This is a genomic window from Planococcus rifietoensis, assembly GCF_001465795.2.
Lineage (GTDB): Bacteria > Bacillota > Bacilli > Bacillales_A > Planococcaceae > Planococcus > Planococcus rifietoensis.
This window is the reverse complement of record NZ_CP013659.2, coordinates 457,911-480,197: the sequence shown is the minus strand read 5'-3', so window position 1 is coordinate 480,197 and position 22,287 is coordinate 457,911. Positions and strand designations below refer to the sequence as shown.

General features: G+C 50.0%; 21 protein-coding genes. 8 read left to right on the top strand and 13 right to left on the bottom strand.

Annotated features, from left to right (window positions below; translation table 11 throughout):
- Positions 1 to 24: 24 nt before the first annotated feature.
- Both AUC31_RS02220 and AUC31_RS02215 read right to left on the bottom strand, forming a co-directional pair.
- Positions 25 to 3,174, bottom strand: a complete 3,150-nt coding sequence (locus AUC31_RS02220; protein ID WP_058381580.1) for a bifunctional cytochrome P450/NADPH--P450 reductase — start codon at positions 3,172 to 3,174, stop codon at positions 25 to 27.
- Positions 3,175 to 3,250: 76 nt separating this feature from the next.
- On the bottom strand, positions 3,251 to 3,826 hold the full coding sequence (locus AUC31_RS02215) for a TetR/AcrR family transcriptional regulator (RefSeq protein WP_058383690.1): 576 nt from the start codon (positions 3,824 to 3,826) through the stop codon (positions 3,251 to 3,253).
- A 166-nt stretch (positions 3,827 to 3,992) separates the two neighbouring features.
- Here AUC31_RS02215 and AUC31_RS02210 point away from each other — a divergent pair, with 166 nt between their 5' ends.
- Positions 3,993 to 4,685 (top strand): AIM24 family protein, encoded by a 693-nt coding sequence (locus AUC31_RS02210; protein WP_058381581.1) that lies wholly within the window; start codon positions 3,993 to 3,995, stop codon positions 4,683 to 4,685.
- A gap of 77 nt (positions 4,686 to 4,762) precedes the next feature.
- On the opposite strand, the gene AUC31_RS02205 is transcribed toward AUC31_RS02210, so the two are convergent.
- Positions 4,763 to 5,245, bottom strand: coding sequence for a hypothetical protein (locus tag AUC31_RS02205; RefSeq protein WP_058381582.1), 483 nt, complete (start codon positions 5,243 to 5,245; stop codon positions 4,763 to 4,765).
- Between the two features lie 168 nt (positions 5,246 to 5,413).
- Complete coding sequence (locus AUC31_RS02200) at positions 5,414 to 6,400, bottom strand: aldo/keto reductase (protein ID WP_058381583.1); 987 nt, start codon at positions 6,398 to 6,400, stop codon at positions 5,414 to 5,416.
- A gap of 244 nt (positions 6,401 to 6,644) precedes the next feature.
- On the opposite strand from AUC31_RS02200, the gene arr reads away from it, so the two are divergent.
- Entirely contained in the window at positions 6,645 to 7,061 is a 417-nt protein-coding gene (arr, locus tag AUC31_RS02195; protein ID WP_058381584.1) for an NAD(+)--rifampin ADP-ribosyltransferase, read from the top strand.
- Between the two features lie 25 nt (positions 7,062 to 7,086).
- Here arr and AUC31_RS02190 read toward each other — a convergent pair whose 3' ends face one another.
- From AUC31_RS02190 to AUC31_RS02180, 3 genes are all read right to left on the bottom strand, one after another.
- On the bottom strand, positions 7,087 to 7,419 hold the full coding sequence (locus AUC31_RS02190) for a hypothetical protein (protein WP_058381585.1): 333 nt from the start codon (positions 7,417 to 7,419) through the stop codon (positions 7,087 to 7,089).
- Between the two features lie 391 nt (positions 7,420 to 7,810).
- On the bottom strand, positions 7,811 to 8,806 hold the full coding sequence (locus AUC31_RS02185) for a bile acid:sodium symporter family protein (RefSeq protein WP_058381586.1): 996 nt from the start codon (positions 8,804 to 8,806) through the stop codon (positions 7,811 to 7,813).
- The gene (locus tag AUC31_RS02180) at positions 8,803 to 10,206 is read right to left on the bottom strand and encodes an FAD-binding oxidoreductase (RefSeq protein ID WP_058381587.1); all 1,404 of its coding nucleotides are present in this window, start codon (positions 10,204 to 10,206) and stop codon (positions 8,803 to 8,805) included. The genes AUC31_RS02185 and AUC31_RS02180 overlap by 4 nt, the downstream gene beginning before the upstream one ends.
- A gap of 601 nt (positions 10,207 to 10,807) precedes the next feature.
- On the opposite strand from AUC31_RS02180, the gene AUC31_RS02175 reads away from it, so the two are divergent.
- The gene (locus tag AUC31_RS02175) at positions 10,808 to 11,509 is read left to right on the top strand and encodes a FadR/GntR family transcriptional regulator (RefSeq protein WP_237150692.1); all 702 of its coding nucleotides are present in this window, start codon (positions 10,808 to 10,810) and stop codon (positions 11,507 to 11,509) included.
- 331 nt (positions 11,510 to 11,840) lie between these two features.
- Here AUC31_RS02175 and AUC31_RS02170 read toward each other — a convergent pair whose 3' ends face one another.
- The 3 genes from AUC31_RS02170 to AUC31_RS02165 form a co-directional block, all read right to left on the bottom strand.
- The gene (locus AUC31_RS02170; RefSeq protein ID WP_058381588.1) at positions 11,841 to 12,032 is read right to left on the bottom strand and encodes a hypothetical protein; all 192 of its coding nucleotides are present in this window, start codon (positions 12,030 to 12,032) and stop codon (positions 11,841 to 11,843) included.
- A gap of 139 nt (positions 12,033 to 12,171) precedes the next feature.
- Positions 12,172 to 12,324 (bottom strand): hypothetical protein, encoded by a 153-nt coding sequence (locus AUC31_RS17820; protein WP_167549921.1) that lies wholly within the window; start codon positions 12,322 to 12,324, stop codon positions 12,172 to 12,174.
- A 221-nt stretch (positions 12,325 to 12,545) separates the two neighbouring features.
- Positions 12,546 to 13,055, bottom strand: a complete 510-nt coding sequence (locus AUC31_RS02165; RefSeq protein ID WP_237150690.1) for an SRPBCC family protein — start codon at positions 13,053 to 13,055, stop codon at positions 12,546 to 12,548.
- A 158-nt stretch (positions 13,056 to 13,213) separates the two neighbouring features.
- On the opposite strand from AUC31_RS02165, the gene AUC31_RS02160 reads away from it, so the two are divergent.
- From AUC31_RS02160 to AUC31_RS02145, 4 genes are all read left to right on the top strand, one after another.
- The gene (locus AUC31_RS02160; RefSeq protein ID WP_058381589.1) at positions 13,214 to 14,053 is read left to right on the top strand and encodes a DUF4097 family beta strand repeat-containing protein; all 840 of its coding nucleotides are present in this window, start codon (positions 13,214 to 13,216) and stop codon (positions 14,051 to 14,053) included.
- 15 nt (positions 14,054 to 14,068) lie between these two features.
- Positions 14,069 to 14,281 carry a hypothetical protein gene (locus AUC31_RS17630; protein ID WP_058381590.1) on the top strand — a complete coding sequence of 71 codons (213 nt, stop codon included), beginning with the start codon at positions 14,069 to 14,071 and terminating at the stop codon, positions 14,279 to 14,281.
- Positions 14,224 to 14,883, top strand: a complete 660-nt coding sequence (locus tag AUC31_RS02150; RefSeq protein WP_083509108.1) for an alpha/beta fold hydrolase — start codon at positions 14,224 to 14,226, stop codon at positions 14,881 to 14,883. Before AUC31_RS17630 ends, AUC31_RS02150 begins: the two co-directional genes overlap by 58 nt.
- A gap of 130 nt (positions 14,884 to 15,013) precedes the next feature.
- Positions 15,014 to 16,213: a cytochrome P450 family protein gene (locus tag AUC31_RS02145; RefSeq protein ID WP_058381592.1), complete on the top strand. Its 1,200-nt coding sequence runs from the start codon at positions 15,014 to 15,016 to the stop codon at positions 16,211 to 16,213.
- Between the two features lie 111 nt (positions 16,214 to 16,324).
- On the opposite strand, the gene AUC31_RS02140 is transcribed toward AUC31_RS02145, so the two are convergent.
- Positions 16,325 to 17,827, bottom strand: coding sequence for a phytoene desaturase family protein (locus AUC31_RS02140; RefSeq protein WP_058381593.1), 1,503 nt, complete (start codon positions 17,825 to 17,827; stop codon positions 16,325 to 16,327).
- A gap of 242 nt (positions 17,828 to 18,069) precedes the next feature.
- On the opposite strand from AUC31_RS02140, the gene AUC31_RS02135 reads away from it, so the two are divergent.
- A complete protein-coding gene (locus AUC31_RS02135; RefSeq protein WP_058381594.1) occupies positions 18,070 to 18,663 on the top strand; it encodes a class I SAM-dependent methyltransferase in 594 nt (197 codons plus the stop codon).
- Between the two features lie 64 nt (positions 18,664 to 18,727).
- On the opposite strand, the gene AUC31_RS02130 is transcribed toward AUC31_RS02135, so the two are convergent.
- Both AUC31_RS02130 and AUC31_RS02125 read right to left on the bottom strand, forming a co-directional pair.
- Positions 18,728 to 20,554 (bottom strand): ABC transporter ATP-binding protein, encoded by a 1,827-nt coding sequence (locus AUC31_RS02130; protein WP_058381595.1) that lies wholly within the window; start codon positions 20,552 to 20,554, stop codon positions 18,728 to 18,730.
- Positions 20,551 to 22,275 (bottom strand): ABC transporter ATP-binding protein, encoded by a 1,725-nt coding sequence (locus AUC31_RS02125; protein WP_058381596.1) that lies wholly within the window; start codon positions 22,273 to 22,275, stop codon positions 20,551 to 20,553. Before AUC31_RS02125 ends, AUC31_RS02130 begins: the two co-directional genes overlap by 4 nt.
- Between the last annotated feature and the right edge of the window lie 12 nt (positions 22,276 to 22,287).

Here is a 22,287-nt window from a genome sequence, read left to right as displayed (position 1 = left end):
ACAAGCTAGTCATTATTCCATCTTTTACGAAGCCGACCAAACGTCTTTCGCAAACCGGCCGGATTGTTCAAGTTCCGCGAGCCATGCCAACGCTTGTTCATGCGTTGTGTTTCGCAATTCCTGGTAGCTGCGGATCAAGCTTTGCTCCACGGCTGGCGCCATCTTGCCGCCATCTCCGCAAATATACAGATGTCCGCCCTGTTCCAACAGCCCGAGAATTTCCTGTGCATTTTGTTCCATCAAGTGCTGTACATAGACTTTATCTTGCTGTTGTCTTGAGAAGGCGCTGTGCAACTCGATCAAGCCAAGCTGCTCGGCTTGCTTCAATTCTTCTTCATATAAGAAATCCTCTTGTGCATGACGGCAGCCGAAATACAGCTGGGCGGCGCCGAGTTGCACTCCTTGTTCTTTCAACACTTTTCGTGCTTGGATAAAGCCGCGGAACGGTGCGATGCCGGTGCCTGGGCCGACCATGACGAGCGGTGTTTCCGGGTTTTCCGGCAATTGGAAAGCGGTTTGAGGCGTGCGGATAAAGCAAGCGATTTTATCTCCCGCCTCGCGCTTCGCCAAATAATTGGAAGCGATGCCTTCGTATTCTCCTGTACCGCTCCAAGCCGCGCCTTTCACGACGCTGACCGTGATGCTCGCTTTGCTGGATGAGACACGCGGTGAGCTCGAGATCGAGTAGTAGCGGGCTTTCAATGCCGGCAATAAAGCCAAAAAGTGCTCAAATTCCATCTCGCATGACATAAAGCGTTCCAGCAATTCTAGCATCGTCAAACGCTTCGCAAGCACTTCCCGTTTATAGGTCTCGTCTTCCACCAATTGTTCAAGCTCCTGTTTATGCGGCGGGCACGGATTGCTTTTCGCGAGTTCGCGTAATTGCGCGCGTGTCGCCGGCTCTTGCAACTCGACATAGCTTGCGAGCAATTGTTCGAGCTGGACCGGCTGGCCGGTCGGCAAATGGTTCGCGCGTCCAGAGCTTCCTTCCAGAACTACATGCTCTTCACCTTTTAGGCCGAAACGCGTCAACACCCGCTCCACCAATTCCTTGGAATTCTCCGGCAGCACGCCGAGATGGTCGCCTTCTTGATACGCCGCCCCTTCAGGCAACTGAATCTCGATATGGCGTGTGCTGCGTTCCGCTGTCTTCAATAACTCGTCATTGCCAGCAACTACTGCAGTGAACGCATCGTATGCACGCGCTGATGGGGTATGGCTGACACCGCTGATGAATTCCATCGTCAACTGATTGGTTGCTTGTGCGTTCGTTTCCAGGTCGAGCCCGAAACGTTCGGCGAGTGCTGGCCATAAAGCTTGCTGCCATTTTTCCAGCTCTCCGTCGAAATCTTCGCTGGCATCGCCTTCTCCGCGGCCGATGAGCTGTGCGGCGCCTGTTGCCGATAGTTGTTCGTCAATTATGCTCGGCACGCGCTGATAGGTCGTTGCCCAGTTGCGGTCTCCGCAGCCGAAGACGCTGTATGTGACGCCTTCAGTAGAATCAGCGGTTTCCAGCCATTCCATAAAGCGCACCGCATTGTCCGGCGGGTTTCCGTTATACGAAGCCGATACGATGACGACCGCCCCCTGTGTTGGCAAGTTGCCGGCATAGTCATCGAGCGCAGCTACTTGTGACTCAAAGCCTTTAAAACGTGCCGTTTCCGAGAGCTCCCGGGCGACGCCTTGTGCTGTCCCAAGGTTGGATCCGTAAAGCACCAATAGCGGCGTGCCGTGCGAATCGATGGCTTGCTCAGCTTCCGGCGCTTGTTCTGGCTCTTCCGCAACTGGTGCCTGGAACATCTGCACTTTACGTCTCGGTTTTACTTTCATCGTCAATCCGTCCGGTTTGAAGGTCAAAGTTTCTTTCACTTCGAGCTGGTAATCGCTATGGTCGATCAATTCGAAATGCTGCAGCACCATGCCGAGCACGAGCACTGCTTCGTGAAGTGCGAATTGCTGGCCGATGCAAGCGCGTTGTCCGTTGCCGAACGGCTTGTATGCATGATGGGGGATTTTCGAGATGTCTTCGAAGCGCTCAGGCCGGAAACTTTCTGCGTCTTGTCCCCAAACGCTTTTATCGCGGTGAAGTTCCGGAATGAGCAAAGTGAACGCTTCACCTTTTCCGACTTCATACTTGCCGGCAAGTGTCGTATCTTCTTTCGCATAAACGGAAAATGCCGGCGCGGTCGGCCATAGGCGCAGCGCTTCATTTAAAATCATGCGCACGTATTTCAATTGCTTCACTTGCTTGAATGAAGGCGTCGCATCGCCAAGCACTTCGTCCACTTCGGCATAGGCTTTTGCTAATTTATCCGGATGTTTTAATAGGTACTGGATCGCGAATGACAACAAGCCGCTCGTCGTTTCATGCCCCGCAATCAAGAACGTGATGATTTGGAAGCGGATGTTCTCATCATCCAAGGACTCCCCGGTTTCCGGGTCTTTGCCTTTTAGCATATGTGCCAGCAAATCATCTTCTCCCTGGTCGCCTGCTTCTTTACGCTCTGCGATCAATTGGTCGACCAAGTTAAACATATAATCGATGTCTTCCTTGAATTGCTGCTTCGAGCGCACCATCAATTTGTCCTGGATGCCAAGACGCTGCGTCTGGCTCATCGATTCATCCAAAGCACGCACCATCTTCTCTATAAACGGATGGGAATCCTCACGGTAAAAGCTATTGAAGCGGTAATTGAATCCGCACAAGCCGATCGTATCGAGTGTCAATCGCGTCATGTCATCCGGCACATCGATTTCCTCGTTCGGATTGAGCCGTGCCCATTTCTGCACCAATTGCGACGCAAGGTCGATCATCTTCTCGTGATAGCCTTTCATCGCCTGCTGGCTGAAACTTGGCAACAGGATATTATGGGCTTTCTTCCAGTTCGGCTCTTCGGTTCCGCTCGTGAACAAGCCGTCGCCCCCGAACGCACGGACTTTCTGGAGAGCCGGCCCGATCTTTTTATCAAAGCGCGTCTCGTCACAAATTTCCGCTGCCAGTTCCGCACTTGATACAAACGTGCTGGCACGTCCCGGAAAATGAAATTGATAGATCGGCCCGAGTTCACGGGCTTGCTTCATGAACGATTGCACCGGCTTTTCTTTATCGATCAAGGGCAAATTGCCAAGCGGGCCATAAGATTTCGGTTGTGGAAGGTTTTTCATTTGGATCATTTATTAGCACCTCTTCTGTAAAATTAAGAACGGAATGAATATTCATTCCTATAAAATGAGAAAAAAACTGGCATCATCACGAATGATGACGCACAGCATCCCAGCAGCTTTCCTCGACTCCTGCCAATAGTTCAGCTGAGGCTTCAAGTTCCCCTACGCGGATCAATTGATAGAGTTGCAAAAAGCCGCCGAAAATAATGGCGATCAGCGCCTTTGACGGAAGCGGTCGGATGTGCCCATGCTGTTTTCCAACCTCGAAGAAATCTTCGAAGATCATCAGCAAATGGCCGAATTGCTCCCGGCTTTCGGCGTCCAGAAAATAAGCGGACGTATGGGTTTTAATGAAATACAAGGCATGATCGTGCTCGTTCGTAAAGCGGATCATCCCTTGGAATAGATGATGGAATTGCTCACGAATGCCCGCTCCCTCAGGATAATCTTTCTCCAGTGCCTCCTTGAACAAGGTGACGTAATGCTGGAACAAAGTGTTGACGAGCACTTCCTTATTGGCGAAATAGCGGTAAATCGTCCCCGCCCCGACTTTTGCGTCGGTCGCGATCATCGGGATGGTCGTAGCATCAAAGCCGCGTTCAGCAAACAAAGTCAGCGCGCTGTCGAGAATATCATCTCGTTTAGTGGTGGATGTCGGCATCTGGAAAAATTCCTCCTTCTGTTGCGGAATGAACATTCATTCTTCGACAGTCTACTCCTTCCCTTGTTGAAAATCAACGAATAACCAGAAAGAGTCTGTCGCCAAAATGAAACGATTTTGCTGCCTGTCCGTATAGCATAGTATCCAGTTAAAGGAGGAATCATTCATGTCGAAGTATTCCATTAAGCAATTTGTCCAGCAAACGAAACAGGAAGAAAGCGCGCGCGATTTTTTCGAGCTCGAAACGGACCGCCTGCTCGAAGTGAACTTGAATGGCCAAGTATGGGCCAAAGCGGGCTCGATGATTTCCTATGAAGGCAATATCAAATTCGAGCGCGAAGGCATGCTCGAGCACGGCCTCGGGAAATTCGTCAAAAAAGCGCTCAGCGGAGAAGGCGCACAGTTAATGAAAGCGAACGGCCAAGGCAAACTCTACGTCGCGGACAGCGGCAAGAAAATCACCATTTTAGATCTTGAAGGCGAAAGCATCTTCATCAACGGCAACGACTTGCTCGCGTTTCAGGACGGGCTCGACTGGGACATCAAATTGATGCGCCGCGTCGCCGGAATGATGGCGGGCGGATTGTTCAATATCCGCTTAGAAGGCCACGGCCTCGTCGCGTTCACCTCCCATTACGAGCCGCTCACTTTGCTCGTTACGCCGGATACGCCGGTGTTCACCGATCCGAACGCGACTGTCGCTTGGTCAGGCAATTTGGAACCGGATTTCGTCACCGACGTGCAATTGAAAAGCTTTTTCGGGAGAGGCAGCGGAGAATCCGTACAGATGAAATTCTCCGGCAACGGCTTCGTCGTCGTCCAGCCGTTCGAGGAAATTTACCACGCGCCACAAGGCTAATAAACAGATCAACTAATAACTACTGCCCCGCGACGATTAGACATTGCTCTAATCACCGCGGGGCAGTTTATTTTGTCTTAAAAGCTAATGTTCCACTGTTGTTTCAATTGCGAAAGCAAATCCTCTGGAGGATTATAAAGGAAATACGTGACGCCTTCTTGGTCCACTTGAATCGTTCCATCTTTATAGAACTGAATCAAATACATATGATCGTCCATGCGGTCAGCTGCCGGCATATTGTAAAGCATCATCCGGTAGCTGCCAGGCTGCTCGAGCAGATCGGCCCTTTCCTGCAGTTCCGCTTCACTCGCTTGAATCAGCTCTTCTCCATTCAAACGGTCGATCAATTCATCGGCTTTTTCCGTTCCTTCGATGAACGTTTCTTCATAGCCCGCGGTTTTGGCCGAAGTATAGGTGCTTGAAACGAGCACCCCTTCATATTCCCCGCGGTGCTCAATCGCGAGAGTTTCGGGGTTTTCTCCAACCGTACCACAGCCAGCTAATAAGGAGACGATGATCAATAAAAATGCTATTGGCGATAATGTAGCTGAGGTTTTCATTCTTGCCCTCCAGTTCTTGTCACTAGTCCATATTATAGCAAATGGTAAATTTGTAAAATTAAAGATATGCTAATCCGGCAATTAATGAGGCTTCTTGCACAAACTGCTGTTGCATCCACAATAAAAGGTTCCGGTCAGCAGACCGGAACCTTTTGTCGTTCTCTATTACTATTTTTTCGGCAATACGGCTTTCGGAGAAACGAGGCCTTTGTCGACGAGTTCGTCCCAGAAGGCAGACGGGATGTCAGCTTTCAGTGCAGCCAAGTCTTCCTTGATGCGGTCTGGTCGTGTGGAACCGGTGACGACTGCTTTGACCGCAGGATGCGCCGTTGAAAATTGCAGCGCGGCGTCTTTCAAATGCACGCCGTGGTTTTGGGCAACTTCGTTGAAACGCGCCACCCGCTGTTTGATTTCTGGCGTGATTTCTGCATAATCGAAATGATCGCCGCCAAGCAAAGCGCCGGAGTTGAACGCCGAGCCGATGACTAGGCCGCCTTCTGTTTTCTCAGCAAGCGGCATCATGCGCTCAAGTGCGCGTTCATGCTGCAGCAAAGTATACTGCGTCGCGGACAAGCTCAAATCAGGGTGTGCTTCTTCCAGTTCGAGTGCGACTTCGATCGGCGTGGTCGTATTGACCCCAAGGCCCCATGCTTTGATGATGCCTTCGTCTCTTAAGCGATCGAGCACTTTAAAAGCCCCTGTTCGTGCTTCATCGAACTTCGTGACCCATTCATCGCCAAGAAAGTCCGGTGAGATATCGTGCACATAGACCATATCCAAGCGGTCTGTTTTCAAGCGCTTCAAGCTGTCTTCGATCGAACGCAGCGTGCCCGATTCCGTGTAATCGGTCTGGATTTTATTTTTGCGGCCGAATTCGAACAGCCCTTCTTTTTCCTCTTCTTCGTCCAATACGATGCGTCCGACTTTCGAGCTCAACAAGTATTCATCGCGGTTGTAGGAAGGCAAAATCTCGCCGAGACGCAGTTCTGCAAGCCCTGCCCCGTAAAATGGCGCCGTGTCGAAATAACGGATGCCTTCGTTCCAGGCCGACTCGATGGTTGCCATCGCTTCGTCTTCCGGCACGTCACGGAACATATTGCCAAGCGGCGCTGTACCAAGGCCGAGTTTATGTTTGATTGTCACATCATTTTTCATTCGTGAACACCTCTTCTTTAGTAGTTAAAACATATACCCATGTGTACCCGTTGAGGAAGCCGTTAAACGAATGAAATTAGGCATAAAAATAGCCCGATTTCTCATGGTCAGACATGAAAAACCGAACTATGCGCGGTACTCTCTTCTATTAGTATACCTGAAAGAAAAATGTATTTGCAGCCTACTTTTTTGGCAACGGCTGCCCTATACTCAGGATATCAAACTGAAAATAGGAGGCAACACGATGAATGAATCGACAGAAGTTTTGGACCTCGGCCCTTTCTTCCACGGAACGAAAGCACAACTGTCAGTCGGGGATTTGCTGGAGGCGCAGAATCCATCCAACTTCCAGGACAAGAAATCCAATTACATCTATTTCACCGCCACACTCGATGCGGCGAAATGGGGTGCGGAACTCGCTGCTGGGAATTTAGCGGAACGGATCTACATCGTCGAACCGACAGGCGAATTCGAAAACGACCCAAACCTGACCGACAAGCGTTTTCCTGGAAACCCGACACGCTCCTATCGTTCCAAGGCGCCATTGAAGATCGTGGCGGAACTTGCTTCCTGGGAACGCCATAGCGAGGAGCAGATCAAGCATATGCTCGATTCGCTGAAATCGCTTCGCGAACAAGGCAAAGCAATCATTATTGATTGACTCTTTTCAAAACGCCGGCCGGGCTTTAAAACATATGGCCGGCGATTTGGTATATCGCTACGAACAGCCCCAGCACACTGGCCTTCATTTTAGCAGGATGGTATCGTTCTTTCCGGTAAATATAAAAGAACACTACTAGGAAGCCGGCCGGAATCCACAGCTGGAAGTCGTACTCTAAAGTGCTGTAGGAAAGAACCGGCATGACATAAGCAGCGACTAGAAAATAGATAAAAATTTTGATGCGGCCGGTTTCCAATTCCTTGCTCCATTTGGCCAGTAAATAAATAATGACGAATGCCATCACCATAATGTGCAGCTCCGGCAGCATCAACGTGCCATTTCCCAATTTGAATTCCACAATATCTCACTCACTTTTTCGTATAATGATCTTCCACCTGGTAAATTTCGCCACTTGCGTTTCATTCTCCTTCGTTCAAAAAAACTATTCAGGTGACCGGTGGTTTTACCAGACTGTGGAGAACTCTTAAAACGAATTTTCCTAAGCTTATTTCTCGCTTTCCGTGGGGCGGGAATCGAGCCTCCTCGACCGCTCGCGCGGTCTGCGGGGTCTCTCAAACCCGCTATTCCCACAGGAGTCGAGCAAACGCTTCTCCAGATACTCAGAGAAAACTTTATTTTTTAATGTAGAAAAGGTGCCCGATTTTTCATTCATAGCGGATTATAGATTTCTTCAACACTCTGAAAAAACCACCCAAATGACGGGTGGTTTTTTCATACATAGCATTCACTTATTTGGATCCGGAATTTACCGCCGGTTTGACCCGCGCGGCGAGTTCCGGATTTTCCTTATTAGGCGCTGAGGCTGGTTTTTTCGACCAGATCGTCGCTAAGATCGGACCCGAGATATTGTGCCAGATGGCGCCCCATACGCTTGGCAGCGCAGCGAGCGGGCTGAAGTGGGCGGTGGCCAAAGCAACACCTAGCCCTGAGTTCTGCATGCCGACTTCGAGTGAAATCGCGCGGCGGTCTGTTTCGCTGAGGCCCATGAGCATCGCGATCACATAACCGAGCATCAAGCCGAAGCCGTTATGCAAGAATACCGCAAGGAAGACGATGAATCCGGAGCTGATGACGTTTTGCGCATTGGCTGCAGTGACAGCCGAGACGATGATGAGGATCGCTGCCACCGAAATGAGCGGCACGACCGAGATGCTTTTCGCGACCGCTGCCGGGAAGATGCGCTGAATTAAGATTCCAAGCGCAATCGGCAGGATGATCACTTGAATGATCGACGTGAACATCGAGACAGGGTCAACCGGCAGCCATTGCCCCGCAAGCAACAACAAAAGCAGCGGCGTCATGATCGGCGCCATCAAAGTCGACAAGGACGTCATAGCGACCGACAAAGCCAAATTGCCTTTTGCCAAATAGACCATGACGTTCGATGCCGTTCCGCCTGGCACACAGCCAAGAAGCACGAGGCCTGCCGCAAGTTCAGGCGGCAGATTCAACACGTAGGCGATGGCAAACGCTGCGATCGGCATGACGAGAAACTGTGCGGCCACGCCGACAAATACCGGCAGCGGGCTTTTGGCGATGATTTTGAAATCCACCGGTTTGAGCGTCAAGCCCATCCCGAACATGACGACGCCGAGCAGAATCGTGATATAGGCGCCGAATCCGACAAACGCTTCAGGCAGGAAAAACGCCAGCAAGGCAGCCAGGATGACCCACACAGCAAAATACTTTCCAGCGATGGCACTCAATGATTGCAATACTTTCATTTGATCGTCTCCTTTGTCTCCACTTTGATGTTTTTGCCGGGATTCAATAGATTGTTCGGGTCGAGCGCCCGTTTGATTTTCTCCATGACCTCAAGTGCCGCTCCGTGTTCTTGCTGTTGGTATTTCTGTTTGCCGAGCCCGACGCCGTGTTCGCCTGTACAAGTCCCTCCGCGCTTGAGTGCATACTCGACGATGCGCCCGTTAAACTCCTGCGCACGCGCCACTTCATCAGGGTCTTCCATATTCATCATGATGAGAGCATGGAAATTGCCGTCGCCGACATGGCCGACGATGCCGCCCGGAAGCCCAAGCGCCTCCAGATTTTCCCGTGCATGGCCGACTGCGTTTGCAAGTTCTGAAATCGGCAGGCAAACGTCCGTCACCATCATCTTTTTGCCGGGATAGCCATGGATATAGGCATAGGCCAAAGTATGGCGTGCTTCCCATAATTGATTGCGCGCCGCCGTATCAGTCTCAAAAGCGATTTCTTCGCACGCATGCCCCTGGACGATTTCTTCCATAAACTCCACGTCTTGCTTGAGCCCTGCTTCATTGCCATGGAACTCCAGGAACAAAGTCGGCTTCTCGAGGTAAGCGGTATCATTGTATTCATTCACTTGCCTCATCGACTGTTCATCGACGAGTTCGACGCGGGCAATCGGAATACCCGCTTGCAAGATCGAGACGACCGCTTCGACCGCATCTTTCACGCTCGGAAATGAAGCGCGGGCCGCCGTAACGAATTCTGGGATGCCGTACACTTTCAAGGTCATTTCCGTAAAGCAGCCAAGCGTCCCTTCAGAGCCGACGAACAAGCCGTTCAAATGAAGCCCGGAAGACGATTTCGCCGCTTTATTGCCGGTATGGATAATGGTGCCGTCCGCCATGACCACTTCAAGGTCGCGCACCTGGTCACGCATGACGCCGTATTTGACGGATGTTGTGCCGCTCGCATTGGTCGCCGCCATGCCGCCAAGGGTCGCATCCGCCCCAGGGTCGACACTGAAAAACAATCCGTGTTTTTTCAATTCCTTATTCAATTGCGTCCTGGTGACACCCGGCTGGACCGTGACGAGAAAATCTTCCGCATCGACATGCAGCACCTTATTCATCAAGGAAAAATCGACGGTGATGCCGCCCTGTTCCGGGATGACATGGCCTTCAAGGCTCGATCCGAGGCCGAACGGGACGATCGGAATCGCGTATTGCTGGGACAGCTTCATGATTTTCGATACTTGCTCCGCCGTTTCTGGAAACACGACGATGTCCGGCAATTGCATGGCATGATAGGATTCATCCCTGCCGTGCAGCTCCTTGATCGTCGCATTGACGCTGACTTGTTCGCTTGTAAGAAACTCCGCCAAATTGTGCAGGATTTTCTCCTGATGAGGAATTGCCATTTCATATCGCTCCTTTGTGGTTATTCACACTATTTAAACTTAATTTCAAAATTATAATAGGGAAAAGCTTATTGGATCGTTCCAGGCGGACGCTTTCGGGCCCACAGGATGTGGGTCATGCAGCTGGCGCGACAGGACGTCGCGCAGCCAGCTGCCAGGGCACAGACTCATGTCGCTCCGTCGCAATGCTCCGTCACTGCTCCCGCAGGAGTCACCGCCTTCCACTCTTAATAAATACTAATTATTAGATATGGAGCAAAACAGCGCAGACTCCTTGGGGAGCAGAAACGGAGGTGGCTTTCCAACTTTGTTTCGACGAAGTGCTGAAATCCATTCGGGCGTCTAGCCCGAATTAGTTCAGCGCGAGCCCCCAGGAAAGCTAGCTGTTTTGTGGAATATCGATTGCGATGCCTTACCAAAAGTCTTACAACAGCATGCATACACACCGATACATCTTCATACCTCCGAAAATTGGTCCTACCAATTAAACCAATTATACATAATAATCTGAAAATTACAATGTGTATTTTCAGACATTTTGCATTTCTTTCGGTATGATGAAAGGAGAACGCAAAAACCAAGTCAGCAGGGAGAGAGTTCAGTGTTATTGAATCCGAAAAAACGCACCTATGAATTAGTCGTCGAACAGATCCAAACGCTGTGCCTGGAGAACAATGTCCCCCCTGGCGGCCGTCTTCCTTCCGAGCGGGATTTGGCGAGTTTATTCGGCGTCAGCCGCAATTCCGTCCGCGAAGCATTGAAAGGCCTGGAAAGCAAAGGCTTTCTTGAAATCCGCCAAGGCGGCGGCAGTTTTCTCTCTGAGACGAAGCACGATATGCTCGGCAATGAACTCGGCACACGCATCGATGCAGCGGAGATTCAATACATCGACGATATGCTCGAGCTCAGGCGGGCGTTTGAAGTCGAAGCCGCCTCACTTGCAGCGCAGCGGGCGACGCCAGAGAACTTGTTGGCGATCCGTGAAGTGCTCGGGCAAATGGCATTGGCGGCGAACGATCCCGAACTCGGCGTCCAGGCTGACGTGGATTTCCATCTGCAAGTCGCCAATGCCACCAAAAATCAATTATTGATCGATTTGATGGAAACTCTTGCCAAGCGGCTGGAGGAAAATATACGTGCCACAAGGCGCCATCGATTCACCGACGCAGAGCGCCACCAGGATACGTACAATGAACATGAAGAAATCTATTTGGCAATCGAGAGCGGTAACGCCGAGCTGGCCAAGCAATTGATGAGCGAGCACATCTCTCGCATCCGTTCGGAATTAGATCGTTCAACATGAATTCGCTTAAAACAAAAAACGCGTGGAGAAACAGATTCGTTTCTCCACGCGTTTTTGATTTATTGAAAATACCAGCATTTAGGGTTCACTTCAAATGGCTCCACCATCTACCTCAATCATCCGCCCAATCGTAATCATATCCGGCAGCTATCGATTCATATTCCCCATGGTGCAAGCCTCGTGCCTTCCAATATTCCATGCTGACATTCACGGTATTGTCGATCCACCACGAACCTTCCGCGGGATCGACTTTCCACGTCGCATGAATGCTTCGAGTAAATGGGGAGAAAAAAGTGAAATTGTCGGACGCTACCGTTTTGCCATCAATCTTTTAGTGGATAACTGAAATCTCCCGATTAAAAAATCCCGTTCCGTAGGTCTCGATTTCTACACTGAAGGGCTGTTCGCCGTAATACTGCTCCTCGAAAACCGTTTCCGGCTGGAGAAACACGATATAAAAAAATAATAAGACAAGCCCGATATACAAAAATTTAGCAATTCTTCCCCGTTTCACATCCGCCATGCCTTTTGCCTTCTTCCAAACCTTCTGTTTGAATAAGAACGCTATGCACCGTCAAAGGTTCACCTGATTAATCTGGGTATGCAAATCTCTATGAAAAGAATACAAAAAAGCGCACTCTATCGAAAGAGTGCGCCTCTTGCTATTTCCCTTTTCTCTCTTTCAATTTGTTCTCCACTTCGTCTTTCATCACCATGGCTTTTTCTTTATAGTCCTCTTTGTTTTCGTCCCAATGGGTTTTGCCTTTTTCGATCGCCTTGTCTTTCATTGCGTTCAGCTTGTCCAAAAATGCCATGTCGATCATCCTTCCGTTTGAGCTAATTTTCGGCCAACTTAACTTTGTTCAGCATAACCCTTCTGTAGCTCAATGTCTAAGATAACCGACGTTCCCGTGACATAGCACAACCCGGCAAACGGAAGTGGGGAATACTCGCATTTCTGACTTTACGTTATTGCGCCATCCTCCCTCAAAAGCAAACTTTAAATCGCCCTCTGGTTTTCGCGCCACCGAAACCGCTACTCACTTTCACTGATATCTTTTAAGTTTTGCAAGGTCTGTTCAACCGAGTTGTACATAAGCTTCTTGATGTAGATCGTGTTGGCCAATTTACCGAATATGCTGCCGGGCAGTTCATAGTCCATCTCGAATTGAATTTCGGTTCCGCCATCTTTCGGGAGATAGCGCCAAGTTTGAGTGGCGTCAAAAGCGCCGCTAATCAGGCAGCGCCATATATAGCCGTCTTTTACCGCTGCATTTTCCACTACCAGTACATGCAATCCGAGGCTTCTTCCGAAGAAATAATACTTTAAGTTCATGCTCGTTCCTTTCTTTCCCGTGCCAATCAAATTCTCCGCTTCAGACAATCCAGCATACCATTGATACCAGAGCAATGGATTAGTAGCAAAATGATGGACTTCTTTCACCCGTCTGTCGATGAAAACCGTATTTCTCACACTCCACATATCGGCATCCTCCCTTGCCTTCAAATTTCCGATCCAGCCGGCGAGCGGCAAGTGTTTTTCCATGAACTTCCTATATTTATTAATATAGCATGATTTCCGTTAAATAAACTGACTTTTCTGATATTTATAGTAAAATGATGATACCTAGCGTAATCCGTTCCAATCCAAAACGTTTCTCCGTTACCAAGCTATGGATATTTCCCAATAAAGGAGATGTTTTCATGGGCACTTTCTTGAGAATTTTGATCATCATTGCAAGCTTATTCTTGGTCGGTGTCGGCATCATTTTATATGCCGTCTACAATTCAGATCCGGCGCAGCAAGACGTGCTTGAGGAACAAAGCTTCGATGACAATATCGAGGCACTGGCAATTACCGTTGAAAATTCCCGTGTGGCCATTATGCCAAGTGAAGACGAAACGGTCCGAATCGTCATGTCCGGCAATGACGATGACTTCACCTTAAACACAGAAGTCGAAGGCGGCCGCTTAGCGATTGAAGTCGAAGATCGCTCTCCATTCTTCAATTTCGACTTTAACCGCTCCTATACGCTGCAAGTTTACGTGCCTGCGAGCGGGCTTGATTCCCTGTCGGCCGATAGCGATAATGGCAGCATCAAAGTGAGCGAGATCACAGCCGCTGAGTTGCTGATGGAAGCAGACAATGGGCGCATCGCTTTGGATGCAGTCGAAAGCGAGACGGTCGAGGTCGAAACAGACAACGGACCAGTTGAAATGGAAGACATGGAAGCCGCCATCAGCGTCCGCTCTGCCAACGGACGCATCCTGTTTAGTGAGGTTTCAGGTGAACTGGAAGCGCAGGCGAATAACGGGCGCATCGAACTGGACACGGAGACGCTTGATTTCCCTGTCAATTTCGCTACGAACAATGGGCAAATCGAAATCCGCACCGATAGTGAACCAGTAAATGCCCGCATTGAAGCGGGCGTCGACAATGGCAGCATCGATATATACGGGCGCGAAAATGAAGAGACCGTATTCGGCAGCGGCGAGGTGCTGATCCAGCTTGCTTCGAATAATGGCAGTATTACTGTCGAATGAAAGGAATGGATGAATATGACTTTGAAACGTTCGACGCTGCGCTTGGCGGATGCAAGGGAATTACGCTATATTGAGCGCGGCGACCCGCATAGCATTCCGCTGATTTTCCTGCACGGGCTTGCCGATTCCTGCCATACCTTCGACTTATTATTCGCTTGTTTCCCGAACAAATGCACACGCTCGCCTATACGCAGCGAGGGCATGACGGGATCGATCTGCCGGGCATGACGTATCGAACAGAAGATTTCGAAGCGGATTTGCTGCAGTTCATGGATGCCAAAGCTATCGAAAAAGCCTTTATCGCAGGTGCTTCCAGTGGGGGATTTGCCGCCAGGAATTTTGCCGCGAAATATCCGGATCGCACAGTCGGGCTCATCTTAATCGGCTCCCCTTCCGAGCTCGGCAACCAGCCGGCAATCGTCGCCATTCATGAATCCACTTTGTCGCGTTTAACAGATCCCGTGAGCCCAGAGTTCATCCGTGGATTCACCCAAGGGCTATTCAATACACCGGTGCCTGCCGATTTCTTAGAGAAAATGTTCTTCGAGATCCAAAAAGTTCCGGCCCGTGTATGGAGAGAAACGAGTGAAGCCGCATTGAATGAAAAATTCCCTGGCCTCCTCCAACAAGTAACGGCGCCGGCACTGATTATATCTGGAAAAGAAGACACCCTCGCTTCACCAGAAGATCAGCAAAAGCTATCCGCTGCCATCCCACATTCCCAGCTGCACATCCTTCCGCAGTTCGGCCATATGCTGTACTGGGAAGGACCAAAAGAAGCTGCTAAGGTCATAACCGGTTTTGCTGATGAAGTTCAAAAACGCTTATGAATTGTTTCGATGCAAATCAACTGGACTGGAAAATGTCTTTCCAAATTTCATTAGAGAAGGAAGGAATATGAAAAATAGACGAGTAACATCCAACCGCCTCAGGGTATAGATAAAAAAAGGAGGCATTTCAATGGACTTGCATGACAAAGACAAAACGCAATTATTCAGCCCTGAATTCACCCGAAACCCTTATCCGGCCTACGAACGGCTGCGTGAAGAAGACCCTGTGCATCAGGTGCGTTTTCCAGACGGCCAGCTCGGGTGGCTCGTGACGCGCTATACCGATGCGGAAGCCGTATTGAAAGACCCGCGCTTCATCAAGGATTTTTCGAAGCTGTTCGGCGGCAGCATGGACGAGATGAGCGTATTCACTCAAAACATGTTATTTTCTGACCCGCCTGACCATAAACGGCTGCGCGGGCTCGCCCAAAAAGCGTTTACGCCGAAAATGATCGATAGCATGAAACCGCGCATCCAGGAAATCACCGACGAATTGCTCGATGGATTCGAAGGCAAATCGAACGTCAACTTAATTGACGAATTCGCCTTCCCGCTCCCCATCATCGTCATTTGCGAAATTTTGGGCGTTCCATCACAGGATCGCGATAAATTCCGGACCTGGTCGAACTCGCTCATCGAAGGCACGAGTGGCGAAGCAGGCGTTAGCGTTTATGAGCATATGAATGAATTTGTCCGCTATCTCGGTGAATGGTTCCAAAAAGTGCGCCAACAACCGGGCGATGACTTAATCAGCCGATTGATCGAAGCCGAAGAAGCAGGCGACCGGCTGACGGAAAAAGAGCTGTACGGACTGGTCTCTTTGCTGATCATCGCAGGACACGAAACGACCGTGAATTTGATCGGCAACACTGTACTCACGCTATTGAAACATCCCGAACAACAGCACGAATTATGTGTACAGCCTGAGCTCATCGGCCCAGCTATCGAGGAATCGCTGCGCTTGAATGGGCCGGTCGAATTCAGCACCTCCAGATGGGCCGCAGAAGACATGGAATTTGGCGGAAAAACCATCCACCGGGGCGATTTGGTCATCGTCGCTTTGAACGCTGCGAACCATGACCCCGAACAGTTCGACAACCCTGAGCTATTTGATATCCACCGCGAGAAAAGTGCGCATTTGGCGTTTGGCAAAGGCATCCATTTCTGCCTCGGCGCTCCCCTCGCACGGCTGGAAGGCCATACCGCAATCGACGGCCTATTGAAACGCTTCCCCGGCATGGCGCTCGCTGTCCCGGAAAATGAACTCGAATGGCGTCCGGGCATGATTGTCCGCGGCGTCCGTGAACTTCCGGTCACACTCGGAAACTGAATATGCCAAAAGGCGATGCCATTGACTTGTTAAAGTCATTGGCATCGCCTTTTGAATTGTAAAACAGCCTAAGTCGTGAGAACGGAAAAGCCGTCTCAGGACTGTAGATTTTTAGTTGTTTTCATTATCGCGCTTGACGATCTTATCGCTCACTTGTTGGCCGCTCAATGTCACCATTGGCATGCCGCCGCCTGGATTGACGGTACCGCCGACAAAATACAGATTGTCGTATAGTTCGCTTTGCTTCTTGTGCTTGAAGCCGCCGTTTTTGTTTTTGTCGGAAACCGTTCCGTAGATCGCACCGCGGTCCGAACCGTAAATGCGCTCGATATCATGTGGCGTCCAAACATCGCGTACGACGATATTATCGCGCAAGCCGTCGAGCCCCATGCGTTCAAGCTTATCGATGACACGCTCTTCGAATTCCTTGTACTGCTCCGGCGTAAACGGATTGTCTTGGATATACGGGATATGCGGCAGGATTTTGATATTTTCATGCCCTTCCGGCGCCTGCGTCGGGTCGGTTTTGTTGACGTTGACGAGATAGATCGTCGGGTCGTCCGGCAGCTCGTGGCGTTCGAACACCTTGTCCATCTGCTCTTTTAAATTGTCAGAGAAGAAGAAATTGTGGTGGTTCAGCTGCGGATAGGTCTTCTTGACGCCGAGATGCAAAACGAGTCCCGAACTTGCCGGTTCGTATTTCTTCTCGAGCTTATCGACAAACTCATGCTCCGCTTTGACCATTTTTTGATAGAACGGAATGACTTCCATATTCGATACGTAATAATCAGCGGTTTGGAAGCTGCCGTCTTCGATTTCAATGCCGGTAATTTTGCCTTCCGCACTCGTTAAGGCACGAATCACGCCCATGCCCGTATGGATCTGGACGCCTATTTCCCGCGCTAATTTCTCCATTCCGCCTGCCAAATTGTGCATGCCGCCCGGCACATACCAGCAGCCTTGCGCGTGTTGCATATAAATCATCATATTGAGCACGGCGGGTGCGCTGTACGGCGAAGACCCAACGTACTTCACGTAATACGATAGCATATCGCGCAAATGCGGATTCGTGATGCGTTTTGAAATCGCGCTGTACATCGTCGAGGTCAAATCGAATCCAGTCAGAGTCGCAAGGATGCCGTTTTGTGCGACAGCCTCTTTCGGCGACTCAAACCCTTCTTTCAAATAGCTGCGTTCGGTCGTTTCATAAATCTTTTTCGCGTACTTCAGCAATGCGTAATATTCTTTCATATCTTTTTTAGACAAAGCCGGGTTCGCCCGTTCCATCAAATGAAGGTCATGGTACAAGTCGATCACCGTGCCGTCCGGGAAAAACGAGCGCCACTCACGCTCTAAGCGCTGCATCGGCACATAATCCGTCATGTTTTTGCCGCTGCCTTGGAACAGGCGGTCAAAGATATGCGGCATCGTCAAAATCGACGGGCCCAAATCAAACCCAAACCCGTCCCGCTCCAAGCGGTTCACTTTCCCGCCGATGTGATCATTCTTTTCATATATCGAAACCTCATAGCCTTTTTGCTGCAATGAAATTGCCGCTGACAAACCACCTAGGCCACCTCCGATTACGATTACGGATTTCTTAGACTTCCCCATGTATGTACCGCCCCTTTTATTGAAATATGTACGCTTTGTTTTGCCTAAAATCGCTTTTAGGGAGATTCTTCAGCATCGTGCCATTGTCCTTGTTATTCCCTTCATAATAAGCTTAAAAACGCTGATTGTATAGTTTTTGTATAATCATGGACGAACCGTTCATTCTAGGAATAAACAGGACATTAAGCGGGAAAAAGTAATGGTATAGAAAAGCGCGATACACAAGACAGGAGCTGATCACTATGGCTGGATTTTTACCGCGTATATACAACGCGGGCATGAAGCCGCTTGAGAAGACACGCTTTGAGAAAATACGCAAAAACCTTGTCCAGCAAGCAACAGGGCGCGTGCTCGAAATTGGCTTCGGGACGGGGGCGAACTTTCGCTATTACGAAAATGCCGAACGAGTCGACGCCATCGAACCGAACCCAGAGATGAGCAAACAAGCGGAAAAGCGCATCCGAAAATCAAAGACACCGATCTATACGTACGAAGCGGTGGCAGAAGAACTTCCTTTTGCCGATAATAGCTTCGATACCGTCGTCGCGACTTTGGTGTTTTGTACGATTCCGGACCCGGTCAAAGCACTTGAAGAAATCTACCGCGTCACAAAACCGGGCGCCCGAATCCTCATGTTCGAGCATGTTAAAATGGACCAGCCGCTCATGGGCAAAACCCAGGAATCCTTGACACCCGTCTGGAAAAAGCTGTGCGACGGCTGCCATTTAGACCGCGATACACTCGATTTAGTGAATCGCTCTCCGTTCGAAATTGTGAAGGTGGAATCCTACTACGGGGGACTGTTTTTGACCATTGAGAGCCGGAAACCACATTAATTCAAGTTTCGCACACTACCGAAAAAAGCCTTCGTGCATCCTCTGCACGAAGGCTTTTTCCATTTTAAATTGCCACTTTCGCTGAAAACTGGCTGCGGTACAAATCCGCATAAAATCCGTCTTTGTCGAGTAGCTGTTCATGAGTGCCTTGTTCGATGACTTGCCCTTGGTCCATGACCAGGATCAAATCCGCATGCTTGATTGTGGACAATCGATGCGCAATGACAAAGCTTGTGCGTCCAGCCATCAAACGGTTCATCGCCTGCTGGATCAAAATTTCTGTCCGGGTATCGACACTGGATGTTGCTTCATCCAAGATCATCATCGGTGGATCGGCAAGAATCGCGCGGGCAATGGTCACTAATTGTTTTTGGCCTTGTGAAATATTCGATACTTCCTGATTCAGCACAGTGTCATAGCCATCCGGTAGAGTTCGGATAAAATGATCGGCATGCGCCGCTTGTGCCGCCGCAACGATTTCCTCTTCGGAAGCACCGGTCTTGCCGTAGCTAATATTGTCACGGATCGTACCGTTAAAGAGCCATGTGTCCTGAAGCACCATGCCGAAATTATGGCGCAGCTCATGGCGCGACATCTCCCGCGAATCCAGAGCGTCGATGGTGATGCGGCCACCTTTCAATTCGTAGAAACGCATTAATAAATTAATCAAAGTCGTCTTGCCAGCGCCGGTCGGCCCGACAATTGCCACTGTCTGGCCCGGCTCGACATCGATGTTCAGCCCTTCAATCAGCAAGTTGTCGCCATAGCCGAAGTCGACATCTTCAAAGGCCACTGCCCCTTTTGCCCTTGCCAATACAGAGGTCGTTACCGCTTCCACTTCTTCTTGCTCGTCCAATAGTTCAAATACCCGCTCCGCGGCGGCCACTGTTGACTGGATAATATTGGCGATGTTCGCCGTCTGGGTGATCGGCTGGGTGAATTGTTTTGAATAGGTGATGAATGCCTGGATATCTCCGATCGAGATGGCACGCTGGATAACGAGCACACCGCCGACAATGCTGATTAGTACATAGCTCAAATTTCCGATCAAGCTCATCATTGGCATGATGATCCCGGAGATGAACTGCGCTTTGCGTCCAGCATCATACAATTCAGCATTGACTGCGTCGAATTGTTCGTTCGATTTGGCTTCATGACCAAACGCTTTGACTACTTGATGGCCGGTGTACATTTCCTCGACATGGCCATTGAGTCGGCCGAGGTTTTTTTGCTGGCTGCTGAAGTATTTCTGCGAGCGTTTCAAAATCGGCCCGATGACAAACAACGACAGCGGCAAGGACACAACTGCAATCAAAGTCAGCAGAGGGCTGATTGTCAGCATCATTACGAGAATGCCGACGAGCGTTACGATGGAAGTGATGAATTGCGTCAAACTTTGCTGCAAAGTGCTGCCGATGGTGTCGATGTCATTGGTCATGCGGCTCAAGGTTTCTCCGTTTGGCCGGCCATCAAAATACTCCAATGGCAATTTCTCAAGTTTTTTATTGACGTCTTGGCGCATATCGTAAACCGTGTCCTGCGCCACCGTCGACATCATATATTGCTGGATGTAACTGAACAAACTGCTGAATACATATAATCCAGCAAGCACTGCAAGAATCTGGCCGATAACGCCAAAATCGATGCCGCCGCCAGGTACGCCCTGCAATTGTCCGTAGGCACCTTCGAACAATTCGGTAATCGCCATTCCCATGATTTTCGGCCCGACAATGGCGAATACGGTACTAAGAATCGCAACGATAAAGACCGCCGCTAATTTTTTCCTGCGCGGTTTCAAATAAGAGACGAGCCGGCGGAAAGTGCCTTTGAAGTCTTTTGCTTTTTCCGCCGGCATGCTTGCCCCAGGGCGTGGAGGTCCCATCTGGCTCATGCGATCTCCTCCTCTGACAGCTGGGATAGGGCGATTTCCCGGTACACTTCGTTGGACTCCAATAACTCATCGTGGGTACCCATGCCAACCACTCGCCCTTTCTCCAAAACGAGTATACGGTCGGCATCGACGACTGTGCTGACACGCTGGGCGACCAATAGCACCGTCGCATTTTTCGTTTCATTTTTCAGCGCTTTTCGCAGTTTGGCGTCTGTTTTAAAATCGAGTGCGGAAAAACTGTCATCGAAAATATACAAATCCGGTTTACGGATTAACGCACGTGCAATCGACAAACGCTGTTTCTGACCACCTGACAGATTCGACCCGCCCTGCTCGATTTCAGCTGTGTAGCCGCCTTCCATTCGATTGATGAATTCCTGTGCCTGCGCGATGCTTGCCGCCTGATCCAACTCCGATTGGCTGGCGTCCTGCTTGCCAAAGCGGATATTGTCCGCAATCGTTCCCGTGAAGAGAATGGACTTTTGCGGAACAAAGCCGATTTTCGAACGAATCTCCTGCTGAGGGGCTTTTCGAATGTCGACCCCATTGACGCGAATCGTGCCACTGGTAACTTCGTAAAAGCGCGGCACCAAATTGACCAGTGTCGACTTCCCAGAACCCGTCCCGCCAATCAAGGCCGTAGTTTCTCCAGGTTTCGCAGTGAAACTGATATCTGACAGCGCCGGCTCAGATGCTCCCGGGTAGTAGAATGTGACATGGTCAAATTCCAAGGTGCCACGCTCACGGTCCGCTTTTTCCGTGCCGTCGTCCTTGAATGCTGGCTGCATCTCCAGTACTTCATTGATGCGTTTCGCTGATACGGCTGCTCGCGGGATCATGACGAACATGAAAGAAGCCATTACAAGTGCGAACATGATCATCATGACGTATTGGATAAATGCCATCAAATCCCCGATCTGCATCGCCCCGTTGCTGATGCGGATGCCGCCGAACCAAATGACGGCGACCACGGTCATGTTCATGACCAACATCATGACCGGCATCAGGAACGCCATGATCTTATTGACTTTGATGGAAACATCCGCAAGTTCCCTGTTGGCTTTTTGAAGACGCGCTTTTTCTTCCGTTTCACGGTTAAAAGCCCGTATGACACGAATGCCCGTCAAATTTTCCCGTACCACTAAGTTCAAGCCGTCCAGTTGTTTCTGCACTTGCTGGAACAACGGTATCCCGTATTTTAGAATCAGAAGAATTGACACGGCTAAAACCGGCATCGCACCGATGATGACCAAAGACAATCTTGCATCTTTCGAAATCGCCAAGATCAAGCCGCCGACGAGCATGACCGGCGCACTGATAACCATGCGCAGCATCATGATGACGACTTGTTGTACTTGCGTAATGTCGTTCGTTGTCCGTGTGATCAGGGAGGCTGTGCCCACTTCATCAAATTCCTGAAGCGAGAACTGGCCGACATGCTTGAACACTTTTTGCCGCAGGTCACGCCCGAGCCCCATTGCCGCTTTGGCTGAATAATAACTGGCAAAGACAGCGGCCATAGCGCCAAGTGCCGATACCAATAGCATCCACCCGCCGATTCGCCAAATATACGGGATGTTTCCTTGAACGACCCCGTTGTCGATGATGTCAGCCATTAAAGTCGGCAAAAATAGCTCTGCCATCGACTGCGCGAACACCAAAGCAATGACACCCAACACGATCCATTTATAGGGACTAAGATTTTTCAGGATTTTTATCATTTCACTGTCCCC